Raw genomic sequence first — 15,959 nt, 5'->3', positions numbered from 1 at the left:
GCAGGTCTATCGACGACCGCCCGTGTGGAGAAAGCCCCTCACCCCAACCCTCTCAGGGCGAGCGAAGCTCGTCCCGGCCCCGTAAGAACCGGGGCGAGGGAGCACACCGGCGCAAGACCTCGATTGTCCTCCGAGCAATTGCGCGATGGCAGCGCGATCCCGCGCGTATTAGAACCTTTGCATCTCCCGCACCGGTTCAACCATGCCCCACACCTACGCCTTGCTCGGCTTCGCCCTCGTCAGCCTCGGCCTCGTGCTCACGCCGGGACCGAACATGATCTACCTGATCTCGCGCTCGATCACGCAAGGCGGCGCGGCCGGCATCGTCTCGCTCGGCGGCGTGGCGCTCGGCTTCGTGTTCTACATGCTGTGCGCGGCGTTCGGTATCACGGCGCTGTTGCTCGCCATTCCTTTCGCCTATGACGCGCTGCGCTTTGCCGGTGCCGGCTATTTGCTGTGGCTCGCCTGGCAGGCGGTGAAGCCGGGCGGACGCTCGCCGTTCCAGGTGAGGAAGCTCGCGGTCGACAGCCCGCGCAAATTGTTCGTGATGGGCTTCATCACCAACCTGCTCAACCCGAAGATCGCGATGCTGTATCTGGCGCTGCTGCCGCAGTTCATCGATCCCACAGCGGGCAGCGTGCTCACGCAGTCGGTGGTGCTGGGCGCGATCCAGATCGCGATCAGCGTCAGCGTCAACGCGATGATCGCGCTCGCGGCCGGATCGATCGCGCTGTTCCTGGCGAACCGGCCGAGCTGGATGCTGGTGCAACGCTGGCTGATGGGCACCGTGCTGGCCGGGCTCGCGGTGCGGATGGCGGTCGAAGCGAAGAGGGTGTGAGGATGGTCTTCACCTCTCCCCGCCTGCGGGGAGAGGTCGAATTCGATCGCAGATCGAATTCGGGTGAGGGGGTACAGGTCTCTCGACCATCTCGCATGGGGAGAGAGGCCCCTCACCCCAACCCTCTCCCCGTAAGAACGGGGAGAGGGAGAAGAGAGCTCAATCCAGCTTCGCCTCCATCCCCCGCTTCACGGCCGGGCGCGCCATCAGGGCCTCGTACCAGCGCTTGACGTTGGGGAAGTCGGCCAGATCAACCTTGTGGCGAGGATGGCGCCAGGCCCAGCCCAGGATGGCAAAATCGGCAACCGAGAGCTCGCCGGCGACGAAGTCGCGCCCCTCCAGGCGGCGGTCGAGCACGCCGTAGAGCCGGCGGGTCTCGGCCATGAAGCGCTTCAGGCCGTAGGCCCGGTCCTGCTCGTTCTCGAGTGCGATGAAATGGTGTACCTGGCCGGGCATCGGGCCGAAGCCGCCCATCTGCCACATCAGCCATTCGTAGACCGGAATGCGCTGGATAAGCGATTTCGGCAGGAATTTGCCGGTCTTTTCGCCGAGATAGAGCAGGATCGCGCCGGATTCGAAGATGCTGACGGGCTTGCCCTCAGGCCCCTCGGGGTCGACGATCGCGGGGATCTTGTTGTTGGGCGAGAGGTTGAGGAACTCGGGCGCCATCTGCTCGCCCTTGGTGATGTTCACCGGGATCACCTTATAGGGCAGCCCCATCTCCTCCAGCGCGACCGAGATCTTGCGGCCGTTCGGCGTGTTCCAGGTATAGAGCTCGATGGTCATTCCGTGTCCTTCCCCAAGAGGCTTGCCCGAAGGCTTGCCCCCTCACCTACTCCAGAAGGTTGCGCCCTCACAACCTTTGGGCCGGGATGGCCGATCCCTGTTGACGGGAGACGCCCCCTCTGGAATGTCGCGTCGGTCGCGGATAAATTCCGCCCCCACCAAAAACGCTGTTTGAGGGACCGCCGTGTCGAAATCCGCCTCCCGCGCCCGCCTGTTCGAGATCATCCGCCGGCGCTCATTCGGCCGCGGCGAGGTGACGCTCGCGTCGGGCCGCAAGAGCGATTTCTACTTCAACCTCAAGCCGACCATGCTCGACCCCGAGGGCGCAACGCTGCTCGCCGAGCTGACTTACGAGGCGCTCAAGGACGACCAGCTCGATTTCATCGGCGGTCTCGAGATGGGCGCGGTGCCGCTCGCCGGCGCGCTGGCGCAGATCTCCTGGATCAAGGGTCATCCGATCGCGGCCTTCTTCGTGCGCAAGAAGCCGAAGGAGCACGGCGCGAAGCTCGCGATCGAGGGCCTGCCCAAGGGCGAGACGCTGGCGGGCAAGCGCGTCGTGATCGTCGAGGACGTCACCACCACGGGCGGCTCGGCGATGAAGGCGGTGGAATCGGTGCGCGAGGCCGGGGCCAATGTCGTGCTGGTGCTGACCATGGTCGATCGCGAGGAAGGCGCCACCGACACGTTCGGTGCGGCTGGCCTGCCGTTCCGCTCGCTGTACAAGGCGTCGGAATTCTTGAAGGGGTGAAGTGGCGGAAATTTCTCCGCCGTCATGCCTCAATGTGTCCCGGTAGCAACCACCCGTCCAAAGCTGCGCCCAGCCTTAAAGAGGCCACCGCCTCGTCTTGAAACCGCCTACGCTCAACTGCTCATTTACCATCCCGCTTTATGGTGAATCGTGTGCTGAGATCGCTCGGTCCCAGCCGATTCAGTAGCGTCGGGTGGAGTAAGCATTGCGTACAGTCATGTCCCATGCGCGCCGGCGGCGTCGCGCTTCGCTTGTGGCCGCCATGCTGGCAGCGCCGCTGCTGGCGGCGCCGACCTCGGTTGCAGCCGAAGGCCTGTTCGATTTCCTCTTCGGCGGAATGCAGCAGCGGCCGCAGCGCGAGGTGCCGCCGGCGAACTCCCACGTCGATCCCTTCAGCAGCCAGCAGAATGGCGCCACGCCGCAATATGTGCCGCCGACCCGCTCGGCCGCGGCCGGTGGCTCGGGACCGGCCTTCTGCGTACGCAGTTGCGACGGGAAATACTTTCCGCTGATGCGCGGTCTCGTCTCACCCGCGCAGATGTGTCAGGCGTTCTGTCCTGCCAGCGCGACCAAGGTCTATTTCGGCTCGTCGATCGACGGTGCCTATTCACAGACCGGCGAGCGCTACGCCGACAGCGAGAACGCGTTCGCCTACCGCAAGGCGCTGCGCGCCGACTGCACCTGCAACGGCCGTGAACCCGTCGGTCTTGCCCCGGTCGACCTTGCGCTGGATTCCTCCCTGAAGGCCGGCGACGTGATCGCCACCAGCGACGGCCTCGTCGCCTATACCGGCGTCCGCGTCGGCAACGACCAGGCTGCGGATTTCACCCCGGTTGCCTCCTATCCCGGCCTCACCGCGCAGGTTCGAGCGCGGCTCGGCGAGATGAAGGTGGCGCCGGTGCGCGCCGAGACGGTGTCGGCAGATGCGCCAGCGTCAAACGAGATCGTGCGCGAGCCGCTGCCGGACGTGACAGTGCCGAAGACCGCCGCGAAGCCGGCGAAGCGGGCGGGGTTGGATTAAGCCTCACCTGTAACCACACCGTCATTGCGAGCGTAGCGAAGCAATGACGGAATTTGCGGCACTACCTCCCGATGATCACGCCGATCACATTCGGCGCCGCCAGATATTTCTCCTCGATCGCGGCGCGCGCGGAGGCGCGGTTCTCCGGCGTCAGGAGGCCGCGCTTCTCGGCCAGGATCATCCAGCAGAAGCCCCACCAATCGGTCAGCATGCCCTGATCGCCGACGAGGTCATAGCCCTGCTCCGCCGCGAAGATGCGCGCATGCGCTTCGTCCAGCGTGTCGAGAAACAGATGATCCTCGGACGAGAACAGATCGTCGCTGACATCGTCGATGGTGTAGCCCCAGATCGACTGGCACACCGCGTTGAACTCGCGGTCGAACTGGTCGTCATCGACCCTCTGGCGCCGCGCGGCCTGATGCAGCCGTGACAGCGAGCGCGCGAAATCGGCGATCCGGGTGAGGGCAAACTGGTCGAAGGCAATGGTGGACATGTAGTCCTCGCAAAGTCGGACAGACGCTAGATATTGTATCGGCGAGACGCCGAATCACAATGATATATCAAAGACTTGCTAAAGTGTTCTTAATTTGTTCTGGGCGCGCGTGGAATCGAAAGGGGCCGCCCGAGGCGACCCCTTTGCCGGTTGCAATCTTGTTCGGGATGAAATCCAGCCCCGGCAAGCGCGGACGTTAATACCGACAGCGGGCTTTGCGCGATTCCGGAAAAATACCGGTCGTAGTGCTGTCCTAATGCAGCCGGCGCCTCAATGGCAGCGCGAGGCCGCAATGGCGTGGACGCGGCGGTCGCCGAGGAGATGGGCGACAAAGCCATTCGCCGGAAAGATCTTTGCGAAGGCTGGATCGCGGACGCTGAGGCCCCCCGCGTAAGCACCGAATGCCGGCATCACCGCCCGCATCCCGTCGCTGGCGAAGCAGCGGCGCTCCATCGAGCGGCCACGCGCCGAGACACGCGCCTTCGGATGCAGATGGCCGGCGATCTCGCCGTGGGCGCCGGTCGGCTCGTGGCGGAAGGTGATCGGGCCGATTGCGACTTCGTCCGCGATGGTGCCGCCGAGATCGCGCGGCAGCATGGGGTCGTGATTGCCGGAAATCCAGATCCAGTCGCGGCCGGTCTGGAGTGCGGCCAAGGCGTCGCGGTCCTCGGCGGACAGGCGCTCATGCGCGCTGCGGTCGTGAAAACTGTCGCCGAGCGCGATGACCACTCGCGGATCATGGCGGGAGATGACAGCAGCGAGCCGGCCGAGCGTCGCAATGGTATCGTAAGGCGGCAGCAATACGCCGCGCGTAGCGAAGCTCGAGCCTTTCTCGAGATGCAGGTCGGAGACGACGAGCAGGCGCTGCTCGTCCCAGAACAGCGCGCCGGAGAGATCGGCCGCAAAGGTCACATCGCTGATCGTGACTCTGGAAACGCGCATGTCCTCGACATCTCCCGAAATCAGCGCGCCTGCCGTCACGTCTTACCCGCTTCGATCCATCGCCTCTTTGACGAGCTCGTCGGCGGCTTCCGCCAAAAGCTCGTCTGCAGCTTCGCCATAAACTGACTCGCGGCCGATTTCCAGCATCACGGGCACGGCGAGCGGGGAGACGCGGTCGAGTTCCCGGTGCGTGATGCGGCCGTGGATGCGCATCAGCATGTCGCCGAGCCGGCGCAAATCGAGCAGGCCGGTGGCGGCATCGGCGCGCGCAGCGCGGAGCAGGACGTGATCGGCCTGGTGCTTGCGCAACACGTCGTAGACGAGATCTGTCGAGAACAGCACCTGACGGCGGCTCTTCTCTTCGCCGGTGTGACGGCGCGCGATCAGGCCGGAGATGATGGCGCAGTTGCGGAAGGTTCGCTTCATCAGCGCGGATTCGGCGAGCCAGGCTTCGAGATCATCGCCGAGCATGTCAGGATCGAACAGCGCGTTGAGGTCGACCCGCCCATCGCGGATCATGAAGGAGAGATCACCGAGCCCCCAGATCGCCACGGCATATTCATTGGCGACGAAGCCGAGCGGACGCGCGCGAGCGCGCTCCAGCCGGCGCGTCAGCAGCATGCCCAAGGTCTGATGCGCGAGACGGCCCTCGAAGGGGTAGCAAACGAGATAATGCTTGTTGGCCCGCGGAAAGCTCTCGACCAGCAGCTCGCGGACCGCCGGCACTCTGCTGACATCCTTCTGCAGCGACAGCCAGTCGCGCACCTGCTCCGGCAAGCCGCCCCAGGCGCGGCCATCATCGAGCAGGCGGCGCACGCGCTCGGCGAGATAGGTCGAAAGCGGAAACTTGCCGCCCATGTAGGACGGCACCTTCGGGTCCTTGTCATGCGCGCGCGAGACATAGACCTGGTCCTCGACCAGGGTCTCGTAGCGCACCACTTCGCCCGAGAACACGAATGTGTCGCCGGGGGAGAGGCCCTCGATGAAGGCTTCCTCGATCTCGCCGAGCAGTCGGCCGCCGCGTGCGATCACGCCTGTGGATCCTGCACCGCTGCCGCGCGAACGCACCAGCCGCACCTTCAGCATGTCGTCCTCGACGATGGTGCCGACATTCATGCGGTAGCTCTGCCGCACCTTGGGATTGGCGACGCGCCAGCGTCCCTCCTTGTCCTGCTTGATGCGAGCAAAGCGCTCATAGGTCTTCAGCGCATAGCCGCCGGAGGCGACGAAATCGACGACGTCGTCGAAATCCTGCCGCGACAGGCTTGCGTAGGGCGCGGCGGTGCGAACCTCGCCATAGAGCTCGTCGCTGAAGAACGGCTCGCCACAGGCACAGCCCAGAACATGCTGAGCCAGCACGTCGAGCGCGCCAGTGCGCAAGGGCGGCGTATCCTGCGCATTCTCGGCGATGGCGTCGATGGCGACGCGGCACTCCAGCACTTCAAAACGGTTGGCGGGCACCAGCACCGCGCGGGAAGCCTCGTCGAGGCGGTGATTGGCGCGGCCGATGCGCTGCATCAGACGCGAGGAGCCTTTTGGCGCGCCGATATTGACGACGAGATCGACGTCACCCCAGTCGACGCCGAGGTCGAGCGAGGAGGTGCAGACCACGCCGCGCAGCCGGCCCGCCGACATGGCGTCTTCGACCTTGCGGCGCTGGGCGACGTCGAGCGAGCCGTGATGCAGCGCGATGGCAAGGCCATCGTCGTTCATGCTCCAGAGATTCTGGAACAGCATCTCGGCCTGGCTGCGGGTGTTGACGAAGACCAGCGTGGTCTTGTTGGCCTTGATCAGCTCGTAGATTTCAGGGAGCGCGTGACGCGCGCTGTGACCGGCCCAGGGCAGCCGCTCGCGCGTATCGAGCATCTCGACCACGGGCGGCGCGGCGCCGCCGGCGACGACGATGTCGGCTGCCCGCTCCTTGCCGTCGGGCTGCGGCACCAGGAAGCGCGCGAGCTGCTCTGGCTCGGCTACGGTCGCGGACAAGCCGATCGCGCGCATCTGCGGCGCGAGGCGCCACAATCGCGCCAGCCCGAGGGAGAGCAGATCGCCCCGCTTGGACGTGACCAGCGCGTGCAGCTCGTCGAGCACGATGCGCTTGAGAGAGGAAAACAGGAACGGTGCGTCGTCGGAGGAGAGCAGCAGCGCGAGCTGCTCGGGCGTCGTCAGCAACACGTCGGGCGGATAGCGCCGCTGCCGCTGACGGCGCGACACCGGCGTATCGCCGGTGCGGGTCTCGACCTTGATGGGCAAGTCCATCTCGGCGATCGGACGCTCGAGATTGCGCGCGATGTCGATGGCGAGCGCCTTGAGCGGCGAGATGTAGAGGGTGTGCAGGCCGCCGCTGCGTTGCACGCTGCGGCCGGTGGAGACGAGGTTCTTCTTCGCGCCCGCGTCGCGCGTCAGCGGCTGCGTCGACAGCTCGACCAGCGTCGGCAGAAATCCGGCCAGCGTCTTGCCGGCGCCGGTCGGCGCAATCAGCAGCGCCGACCGGTCCTCGCGCGCCTTCTCCAGCAGCGCCAATTGATGCGCGCGCGGCGACCAGCCGCGGGCTGCGAACCAGGCCTGGAAGCGATCCGGCAGCAGCGCGGCCGGCTCGGTCGATGTTTGGAGGATACGGGGCGGCACGGCATGACAGGTAAGCCGTAGGGATGGCTTCGTCGAGGGGGGCTATGGCCTGCGACAGGGCGATCGCACACGCGCTGTCCATTTGAGGCACGATAGACTCGACATCGTCATGGCCGGGCTTGTCCCGGCCATCCACGTCTTACCCGCGGCACGAAGAACGTGGATGCCCGGGACAAGCCCGGGCATGACGACCGCTTGTGAGGTCCAAATTTCGGTCCTCTCCTCGCCTGCGCGACGAGGGCCAGCGCTCTCACGCCCCGGCCGGGACCTGATCGAGAAATCCGGTCACGCTTCTGATCCGGCCGTCCTTCAGCACGGCGAAATCGGTGCCCTTGATCGGGCTGTCGGCGCCGTCAGGGCCAAGTCCCCACGAGAAGCGGATGTGATCGCCGTAGCCGTTGGGCTCGCCGATCAGCTTGAATGTGAAATCGGGAAAGCGCTGCTGCACACCTGCGATCAGCGCCTCGATGCCGTCCTGGCCGTCGCCCTTCATCACGGGGTCGACGTAGCTCGCATCCGTCGTCCAGCTTTCGCTCAGCAGCTCGCGGCGGCGGCCGGCGGTGCGCTCGTTCCAGAGCTCGATGTAGCGACGGGCGATGGTGACGGGGTCGGTCATGGTTCTCTCCTTCGATGGCGCCGTGTTGTCCGGCTGACCGTGACTATCGAAGGTTCACGCGCGTTGATCGATTACCTCGGAGGTCATCAACGCGCGTGAGGTTTTCGCAAAAATTACTTCGCCGCCGTCACCATGATCTCGACGGTGTATTGCGGGGCGGCCAGCTTGGCTTCGACGGTGGCGCGCGCAGGCGTATTGCCGGGCGAGACCCAGGCGTCCCACACAGCGTTCATCTCTGCGAAGGTCTTCATGTCGGTGATGTAGATCGTGGCCGAGAGCAGCTTCGACTTGTCGGTGCCGGCCTTGGCGAGGTGACCGTCGATGGTCGCCAGGATGTCCTGGGTCTGCTTCGTCACGCTTTCGCCGGCCGCCTTGTTGGCGACGACACCGGCGAGATAGACGGTGTTGCCGTGCACGACGACCTGGCTCATGCGCGGGCCGGTTTCAAAACGCTGAATGCTCATCTGGATCTCCTGGCTGGAATGGCGGCCCTGTCTAGCCCAGCGGTTTGCACTGTGCCACCCCTTGGCACGCGTGCGTTGCCTGCCACGCATGCGTTGCCCGGCACGCATGCGTGGGGCAGCAACGCCGTTCACGGAAACCGGCTGAAGAACGTCCAGATCGTTTCGGCGCCGTCGATGTCGCCGTTCTGCGGTCCCAGCAGGTTCCTGGCGACCTTCGGGAATCGGGCATCCGGAGCAAAGCCTGGCATGCGGTGGCCGCCGTGGTTGATGCGATAGAGCACGACGTCGTGCCCAGCCGGACAGCGCGAGCTGATACGCGTGACCGTGGACTGGTCCGCGGGCGCCGCGTCGGGCATGTCGGTGATCCCGGCGTCGTCGGTCTCGCAGCCATTGAGCCTGCGCCAGAACGCCAGCGTCTCGTCCGTCGACCAGAATCCCTCTGCGGCAAAATAGCTCGATCCGCGCCCGCCCTCATAAGGGACCAGCGGATCTTCCGTCCCGTTCATGAGCAGCATCGGCAGCGGCCGCGACGGATGACAGGTGACGGCGGCTTCATCGTTGAGGTTCATGATCACACTCGCAGCCGCCGCAAACAGATCGGCCCGCGCGCAGGCCATGGTCATCGCCATGGCACCGCCATTGGAGACGCCGGCGACGTAGACGCGCTTCGCATCGGCCGTGCCGTCGGCCACCAGCTTCTCGACCAGCCTTGCGATGAAGGCGACGTCATCGGTGCCGACCGGTGGTCCGCGCAGGGCCGGCCCCGCCTTGGTGCGCGCGTCCGCCCATGCGTTGTTGAGCCCGTCCGGAAACACCACGGCGAGGCCCTCGCGCTTGGCGACCTGCGGCCAGGCCGTCCGTGTGACCATGTCGGCGCCGCGCTGGGTCTTGCCATGCAGCACGATGACGAGCGGTGCGGGCCGCTTGGCCGGCAGTTGCGCGGTGTAGGAGCGCTTCACCCCGTTGACATCGACCGTATCGGCGGACGCAGCCGAAGCTGCCGTCAAAGCAGCGATCAGCGTGGCGATGCGCATCCGCCGCCGCATGGTCTAGCCCACTGCCTTGGCGGCGGCACGGCCCGCATTGCGGCCCGAGAACAGGCAGCCGCCCAGAAAGGTGCCTTCCAGCGAGCGATAGCCATGCACGCCGCCGCCACCGAAGCCGGCGGCCTCGCCGACGGCGTAAAGGCCGGGAATGACGCGGCCCTCCTCCCCGAACACGCGGGAGTCGAGATCGGTCTCGAAGCCGCCCAGCGTCTTGCGGGTGAGGATGTTGAGCTTCACCGCGATCAGCGGTCCATGCGCGGGATCGAGGATGCGGTGCGGGGAAGCGGTGCGGATCAACTTGTCGCCGATATAGCGGCGCGCATTGTGGATGTTCATGACCTGCGCATCCTTGACGTAGGGATTGGCGATCTCGCGGTCACGCGCCTCGATCTGCATCCTGATGTGCTCGAGCTTGAGGAGATCGCTGCCGGCGAGCTTGTTCATGGCCGCAACGAGCTCATCGAGCTTGTCGCGGACAATGAAGTCGACACCATGGCTCTTGAACGCCTCCACCGGCGCCGGCGCGCCCTTGTTGGTGGCGCGGCGAAGCGTCATGCGCCAGCTCTTGCCGGTCAGGTCCGGGTTCTGCTCCGAGCCCGACAGCGCAAACTCTTTCTTGATGATGCTCTGGGTCAGGATGAACCAGGAATAGTCGTAGCCGGTCGACATGATGTATTTGAGCTGGCCGAGCGTGTCCGAGCCCGGGAATAGCGGCGCCGGCAGCCGCGTGCCTGTGGCGTCGAACCACATCGAGGAAGGACCCGGCAGGATGCGGATGCCGTGGCGCGGCCAGATCGGGTTCCAGTTCTGGATGCCCTCGACGTAGTGCCACATGCGGTCGCGATTGATCAGCCGTGCGCCGGTCTTTTCCGTGATGCCTATCATGCGCCCGTCGACATGCTCGGGCACGCCGGAGATCATGAACTTCGGGGGCTCACCGAGCCGCTCCGGCCAGTTCTGCCGCACCAGCTCGTGGTTGCCGCCGATGCCGCCGGAGGCGACGATCACGGCCTGCGCCTTCAACGCGAAGTCACCAACCACGTTGCGCGAGGAGCTCTTACCGCGCTCTGCATCATCAGGCGCAAGAACGACGCCGCTGACGCCATCCACCGTGCCATTGGTGACCGAGAGCGCATCGACGCGATGGCGGAATCGGAAGATCAATCGGCCGGTCTTCATCGCCTCGCGCGCGCGGCGCTCGAACGGCTCGACGATGCCCGGGCCGGTGCCCCAGGTGACGTGGAAGCGCGGCACCGAATTGCCGTGGCCCATCGCATCATATCCGCCGCGCTCGGCCCAGCCGACCACGGGAAAGAAGCGATGGCCCATCGCGCGCAGCCAGCCGCGCTTCTCGCCGGCCGCGAAGGCCACATAGGCTTCGGCCCATTGGCGCGGCCAGAAATCCTCGTCGCGGTCGAAGCCGGCGGTGCCGAGCCAGTCCTGCATGGCAAGCTCGTAGGAGTCCTTGATGCCGAGCCGGCGCTGCTCCGGCGAATCGACCAGGAACAATCCGCCGAACGACCAGAACGCCTGGCCCCCCAGCGACTGCTCGCCTTCCTGGTCGATAACGATCACGCGCTTGCCCGCATCAGCGATCTCAGTGGCGGCAACGAGGCCCGACAGTCCCGCACCGACGACGATGACATCCGTTTCTTCAACCATGCGCTTCCCCCTCCAAGTTCTTCTCCTCCTCAAGGGTTCCCCCCTGTAGTTGCCCGGATTGAAGCCAGCGGTTGCAACTGAGATCAAGGGTATGGCGCGCAAGACCTCGTTAACTCGTTCCACTTTGGGATGGAGACCGGCCGGGTGCAGCGCGGACGCAACACTGGATTTAATTTGTTTTGAGCCAGCAGGCCTGCCTAGACAAAGCCTCGGTTACGACCGACGCTAGCCGTGCATCATCACCTGACACACAGATTCGAATTCGACTGGGGCGGGGGAAAATGAATTTTCTGACGGGGTTGCTTGCGGCGGTTCTCTTGATCGCAGGCATGGGGGCTTCTCACGCGGTGGTTCGGATCGCGGATGACCGCGGCGGCCGGATCGGAACCTACGTCGACAAGTACCAGGACCTCAGGCAATCGGGCGAGACGGTCATCATCGATGGCCTCTGCGCCTCGGCCTGTACCATCGTTCTCGGTGCTATCCCGCACGACCGGATCTGCGTGACCTCGCATGCGACGCTGGGCTTCCATGCCGCCTGGGATTTCGGCGCCAACGGCCGCGCCATCACCAATCCCGAAGCGACCCAGATGCTCTATGCGATGTATCCCTCGCAGATTAGGCGCTGGATCGGCCAGCGGGGCGGCCTCACCCCGCGGATGCTCTTCCTGAGGGGCAAGCAGCTCCAGGCCATGTACAAGCCGTGCTACCTGGACGCGCAGGCCTCGACGACCAGGCCGTCGCGCCGGTCGCTCCCGCAAGCGGAGCCGCTCGAATCCGCCCGGGGCCAGCTCCTCCACTGACATCCACAGGCTGGCGGCGTCCTTTGGCGCCGCCGCGGCGTCTTGCCAGCTGGCGGAGCCTTGCCTGCTGGCGGCGCCTTGCCCGCAGCCGGCGCAAAGCCTATCTGAAAGCCAGGGAACCGGGGCCTTCGTCCCGATCGTTGTCATGGCTCAACCGCTGCACCCGGCACATCGGCTATCGGACAATTCGCCCACTGCCGGGCGGATGCCATCCGTGCTGCTGTGGGCGGGCGCTGCAATCGGCGGTCTCGCCGTGATCGGCGCGCTGGCGCTCTGGTTCCACTATGGCAGCCAGGTGTTCTTCGAAATGATCAGGACCGGCTTTGCCGCCTGCTTCTGACCTGCGACAGGAAGTTTTCCGCCCATGAGCTCCGCCACCCGTCCGCTGGTGATCGCGACCGCCTTCGCTACAAGCCTCGTCGTCGGGCTCCTGATCATGTTCTGGGCCATGGGCGGGGTCGGCAAGGTGGCACAGCCGGCCGCGATCGGCGGCCCGTTCCAGCTGACCGACCAGAACGGCAAGGCCGTCACCGACAAGAGCCTGAAGGGCAAGCCGACCCTGATCTTCTTCGGCTACACCCATTGCCCCGACGTCTGCCCGACCTCGCTGTTCGAGATCTCGGAAGTGCTGCGCGCGCTGGGCAAGGACGCCGACAAGGTCAATGCCATCTTCATCTCGGTCGATCCCGAGCGCGACACGCAGGCCGCGATGAAGGATTACCTGTCGAGCTTCGATCCGCACCTCCAGGGCCTGTCCGGCGACCCCGCCGAGACCGCCAAGGTGATCTCCTCCTACCGGGTCTATGCCAAAAAGGTCCCGACCAAGGACGGCGATTACACGATGGACCACACCGCGCTGATCTACCTGATGGACCGCGAGGGCAGGTTCGTCTCGCCGTTCAATTTGAAGCGGACGCCGGAAGAGGCAGCGGTTGATTTGAAGCGGTATCTCTGAGCTTCACGCTGGCCACAATCGGCGCTCGCGTTCCCGGCGGGATGGTCTATAAGGCCCTCCGATCCCGACGAAATTCATTCCTTCGGCCGATGGCTCCATCGCAACAGGCGAAATCGCTCAAATCTGTCCGTGGCTTGCTGGCAGGGCTGGCTGCTGGCCTTTGCCTGCTCGGCGGCCTCACCGAGGCGAACGCGCAAGCTCCCGCCAAGCGGCCTCCGGCTGCGCCACAGACCACCCCTCAGGCGGCGCCCCAGGCCGCCCCGCAGGCGGTGCCCGGGTTCTGGGACCCGCGCCGGCGCCCCGAACGGCCGGACCTGTCCCGCCTGACCGTGATCCGCTTCCTGACCGAGACCGACTATCCGCCGTTCAACTACACCGGTGCGGACGGCAATCCGGCCGGCTTCAACGTCGATTTCGCCCGCGCCCTGTGCGAGGAGATCAAGGTCACCTGCACGGTGCAGATGCGGCGTTTCGAGACGCTGGTCGATGCGCTCACCTCCAACCGGGGCGATGCCATCATCGCCTCCATGGCGGTGAGCCCGCAGCTGCGCGCCCGCGTCGACTTCACCGATCCCTATTATCGCGTGCCGGCGCGCTTCGTCTCGCGCAAGGATGCGGTGATGCCGGAGATCCGCCCCGAATATCTCGAGGGCAAGAAGGTCGGCGCCATCGCCGGCTCGGCGCACGAGGCGTATCTCAAGGCGATGTTCACCGACGCCGAGCTGCACGCCTACCCCAATGACGATGCGATGCGCGCAGCTCTGCGCAGAGGTGAGGTCGACTTCATCTTCGGCGACGCCATCTCGCTGGCGTTCTGGATCAACGGCACGGATTCGGCCGATTGCTGCGCCTTCTCCGGCGGCCCATTCGTCGAGAGCCGTTTCTTCGGCGAAGGCATCGGCATCGCCGTGCGCAAGGGTAACGACGTGCTGCGCCAGGCCCTGAACTGGGCGATGTTCCGGATCTGGGAAAAAGGCCGCTACACCGATCTCTGGCTACGGTATTTCTCGGTCAGTCCGTTCTGACCTTTCGCCTCTCCGCCTGCAGCGGGAGTGCGGACGATCGCAGAGATCATCACGCGCGCGTCATACCCATTCACCACGCCTGAAATTCCCGGTCCCGCCCGCCCGCGAATTCCGCTATTGAAGGACGCGGCAATCGTTCCGTCCTCTCCGCGAGCATTCCGCGTTCGTCGATCCGTCTCGCCGGTGCGCAGGTTCAATGCAGCTTTACCTCCCAATCGCCGATCTTCCGGTCAACGTCTTCCTGGTGCTCGCCATGGGCGCTGCGGTCGGCTTCGTCTCCGGCATGTTCGGCATCGGCGGCGGCTTCCTGATGACGCCGCTTTTGATCTTCATCGGCATCACGCCGGCGGTCGCGGTGGCCTCCGTGGCGAGCCACATCGCGGCCTCCTCCTTTTCCGGCGCCCTCTCCTATTGGCGGCGGCGCGCGATCGATCCGGCGCTGGCGAGCGTCTTGTTATGCGGCGGCGTGACCGGCACGACGCTCGGCGTCTGGACCTTCACCCAGCTGCGCGCGCTCGGCCAGCTCGATCTGATGATCGCGCTCTCCTACGTCGTGCTGCTCACCACGGTCGGCAGCCTGATGTTCTCGGAAGGATTGCGCGCCTTGATGCGGACTCGGCGCGGGGCGCTGCCGCCGCGCCGCACCCACAACTGGATCCACGGCCTGCCGCTGAAGATGCGGTTCAAGCGCTCGAAGATCTATCTCTCGGTCATCCCCGTGGTGATCGTCGGCATCGTGATCGGTTTCATCGGCGCCATCATGGGTATAGGCGGCGGCTTCATCCTGGTGCCGATCATGATCTATCTCTTGAGGGTGCCGACCTCGACGGTGATCGGGACCTCGATGGTTCTCACCGTCGTCACCATGCTGTTCGCGACCATGCTGCACGCGGCGACCAATCACCTCGTCGATGCCGTGCTGGCGCTGATCCTGATGGTCGGCGGCGTCACCGGCGCGCAGTTCGGCGCCCGTGCCGGCCAGAAGATCCGCGGCGAGCAGCTGCGGCTGCTGCTGGGCTTGCTCATCCTCTCGGTCGGAATCCGCTTCGCGATCGAGCTGGTGATCCAGCCCTCCGATCTCTTCACCATCCGTGAGCTCGGAGCGAGCCGATGAGGCGCATGCTTCTCGCGATCGTCCTCGTCCTGCTGCTCGGCGGCGCCGCGCGGGCCGAGCGGCTGATTGTGTCGGTCTCGAATCACCGGGTCACGGTGACGCCGAACTATTCCGGCGAGGAGCTGGTGCTGTTCGGCTCGGTCGAGAAGGATGCGACGACGCCCGCGGACCGCACGGCCTACGACCTCGTCGTCACCGTGATGGGCCCGCGCGCCGACATGGTGACGCGGCGGAAGGAGCGCACCTTCGGCATCTGGATCAACACCGACTACCGCCAATTCCTGCAGGTGCCGAGCTATCTCGCGCTGTTCGCCAACCGCCCGCTCGACGCCATCACCTCGCCCGAGATCGCGCGGCGGCAGCAGATCGGGCTCAACAACGTGCTGCTGACGCAGCGGGTCAGCGGCGACTTTGCCGACGTGGTGCCCAACGATGCGTTCCGCTCGGCCTTCATTCGCCTGCGCACCCAGCGCGGGCTCTACCGCGAAGACGGAAGCGTGGTCACGTTCCTGACGCCGACGCTGTTCCGCACCGGCATTCCGCTGCCTGCGGAGGTGCCGATCGGCACCTATGAGATCGAGATCAAGCTGTTCGCCAACGGCGCGTTCATCGGCAAGACCGAGACCGCGTTCGAGATCGTCAAGGTCGGCTTCGAGCAGTTCGTCGCCACCACTGCCCGCCAGAATGGCCTGATCTACGGCCTCGCCACCGTTGCGATGGCGCTGATGACGGGGTGGATGGCCTCGATCGTGTTCAGGAAGGACTAGCCCCCCGTCATTGCGAGCGCAGCGAAGCAATCCAGACTGCCTCCGCTGCGG

At 65.5% G+C, this 15,959-nt stretch carries 17 protein-coding genes; 9 read left to right on the top strand and 8 right to left on the bottom strand.

Annotated features, from left to right (window positions below; all coding sequences use genetic code 11):
- Window positions 1-202: 202 nt before the first annotated feature.
- The gene (locus I6F24_RS15180) at window positions 203-838 is read left to right on the top strand and encodes a LysE family translocator (RefSeq protein WP_036026474.1); all 636 of its coding nucleotides are present in this window, start codon (window positions 203-205) and stop codon (window positions 836-838) included.
- 159 nt (window positions 839-997) lie between these two features.
- On the opposite strand, the gene I6F24_RS15175 is transcribed toward I6F24_RS15180, so the two are convergent.
- Complete coding sequence (locus tag I6F24_RS15175; RefSeq protein WP_036026473.1) at window positions 998-1,624, bottom strand: glutathione S-transferase family protein; 627 nt, start codon at window positions 1,622-1,624, stop codon at window positions 998-1,000.
- Between the two features lie 184 nt (window positions 1,625-1,808).
- Between I6F24_RS15175 and pyrE the strand changes: the two genes are divergently transcribed.
- Window positions 1,809-2,372 carry an orotate phosphoribosyltransferase gene (pyrE, locus tag I6F24_RS15170; RefSeq protein ID WP_036014130.1) on the top strand — a complete coding sequence of 188 codons (564 nt, stop codon included), beginning with the start codon at window positions 1,809-1,811 and terminating at the stop codon, window positions 2,370-2,372.
- A 217-nt stretch (window positions 2,373-2,589) separates the two neighbouring features.
- Window positions 2,590-3,393: a DUF2865 domain-containing protein gene (locus I6F24_RS15165; protein WP_036026471.1), complete on the top strand. Its 804-nt coding sequence runs from the start codon at window positions 2,590-2,592 to the stop codon at window positions 3,391-3,393.
- Window positions 3,394-3,454: 61 nt separating this feature from the next.
- On the opposite strand, the gene I6F24_RS15160 is transcribed toward I6F24_RS15165, so the two are convergent.
- From I6F24_RS15160 to I6F24_RS15130, 7 genes are all read right to left on the bottom strand, one after another.
- Window positions 3,455-3,886, bottom strand: coding sequence for a hypothetical protein (locus I6F24_RS15160; RefSeq protein WP_036026470.1), 432 nt, complete (start codon window positions 3,884-3,886; stop codon window positions 3,455-3,457).
- A 270-nt stretch (window positions 3,887-4,156) separates the two neighbouring features.
- Complete coding sequence (gene pdeM, locus I6F24_RS15155) at window positions 4,157-4,828, bottom strand: ligase-associated DNA damage response endonuclease PdeM (RefSeq protein WP_050995974.1); 672 nt, start codon at window positions 4,826-4,828, stop codon at window positions 4,157-4,159.
- A gap of 42 nt (window positions 4,829-4,870) precedes the next feature.
- Window positions 4,871-7,456, bottom strand: coding sequence for a ligase-associated DNA damage response DEXH box helicase (locus tag I6F24_RS15150; RefSeq protein WP_074448057.1), 2,586 nt, complete (start codon window positions 7,454-7,456; stop codon window positions 4,871-4,873).
- Window positions 7,457-7,706: 250 nt separating this feature from the next.
- A complete protein-coding gene (locus tag I6F24_RS15145) occupies window positions 7,707-8,072 on the bottom strand; it encodes a nuclear transport factor 2 family protein (protein ID WP_036026464.1) in 366 nt (121 codons plus the stop codon).
- A gap of 113 nt (window positions 8,073-8,185) precedes the next feature.
- Window positions 8,186-8,536: a RidA family protein gene (locus I6F24_RS15140; RefSeq protein ID WP_025032572.1), complete on the bottom strand. Its 351-nt coding sequence runs from the start codon at window positions 8,534-8,536 to the stop codon at window positions 8,186-8,188.
- A gap of 128 nt (window positions 8,537-8,664) precedes the next feature.
- Window positions 8,665-9,582, bottom strand: coding sequence for a PHB depolymerase family esterase (locus tag I6F24_RS15135; RefSeq protein WP_036014144.1), 918 nt, complete (start codon window positions 9,580-9,582; stop codon window positions 8,665-8,667).
- A gap of 3 nt (window positions 9,583-9,585) precedes the next feature.
- Window positions 9,586-11,244: an FAD-binding dehydrogenase gene (locus tag I6F24_RS15130; RefSeq protein WP_036026461.1), complete on the bottom strand. Its 1,659-nt coding sequence runs from the start codon at window positions 11,242-11,244 to the stop codon at window positions 9,586-9,588.
- 281 nt (window positions 11,245-11,525) lie between these two features.
- Here I6F24_RS15130 and I6F24_RS15125 point away from each other — a divergent pair, with 281 nt between their 5' ends.
- The 6 genes from I6F24_RS15125 (at window position 11,526) to I6F24_RS15100 (ending at window position 15,908) form a co-directional block, all read left to right on the top strand.
- A complete protein-coding gene (locus tag I6F24_RS15125; RefSeq protein WP_036014153.1) occupies window positions 11,526-12,047 on the top strand; it encodes a hypothetical protein in 522 nt (173 codons plus the stop codon).
- A gap of 145 nt (window positions 12,048-12,192) precedes the next feature.
- Window positions 12,193-12,387: a hypothetical protein gene (locus I6F24_RS15120; RefSeq protein WP_036014155.1), complete on the top strand. Its 195-nt coding sequence runs from the start codon at window positions 12,193-12,195 to the stop codon at window positions 12,385-12,387.
- Between the two features lie 24 nt (window positions 12,388-12,411).
- Window positions 12,412-13,002, top strand: coding sequence for an SCO family protein (locus tag I6F24_RS15115; RefSeq protein ID WP_225134023.1), 591 nt, complete (start codon window positions 12,412-12,414; stop codon window positions 13,000-13,002).
- Window positions 13,003-13,091: 89 nt separating this feature from the next.
- Window positions 13,092-14,027 carry a transporter substrate-binding domain-containing protein gene (locus I6F24_RS15110; RefSeq protein WP_036014158.1) on the top strand — a complete coding sequence of 312 codons (936 nt, stop codon included), beginning with the start codon at window positions 13,092-13,094 and terminating at the stop codon, window positions 14,025-14,027.
- Window positions 14,028-14,223: 196 nt separating this feature from the next.
- Window positions 14,224-15,141 carry a sulfite exporter TauE/SafE family protein gene (locus I6F24_RS15105; RefSeq protein WP_057027507.1) on the top strand — a complete coding sequence of 306 codons (918 nt, stop codon included), beginning with the start codon at window positions 14,224-14,226 and terminating at the stop codon, window positions 15,139-15,141.
- On the top strand, window positions 15,138-15,908 hold the full coding sequence (locus I6F24_RS15100) for a TIGR02186 family protein (RefSeq protein WP_225150827.1): 771 nt from the start codon (window positions 15,138-15,140) through the stop codon (window positions 15,906-15,908). The genes I6F24_RS15105 and I6F24_RS15100 overlap by 4 nt, the downstream gene beginning before the upstream one ends.
- Window positions 15,909-15,959: the final 51 nt, after the last annotated feature.

This window comes from Bradyrhizobium sp. BRP23 (assembly GCF_020194135.1).
Taxonomy (GTDB): Bacteria; Pseudomonadota; Alphaproteobacteria; order Rhizobiales; family Xanthobacteraceae; genus Bradyrhizobium; species Bradyrhizobium yuanmingense.
The sequence above is the reverse complement of the archived record's forward strand: the minus strand, read 5'-3'. Positions and strand labels throughout refer to the sequence as shown.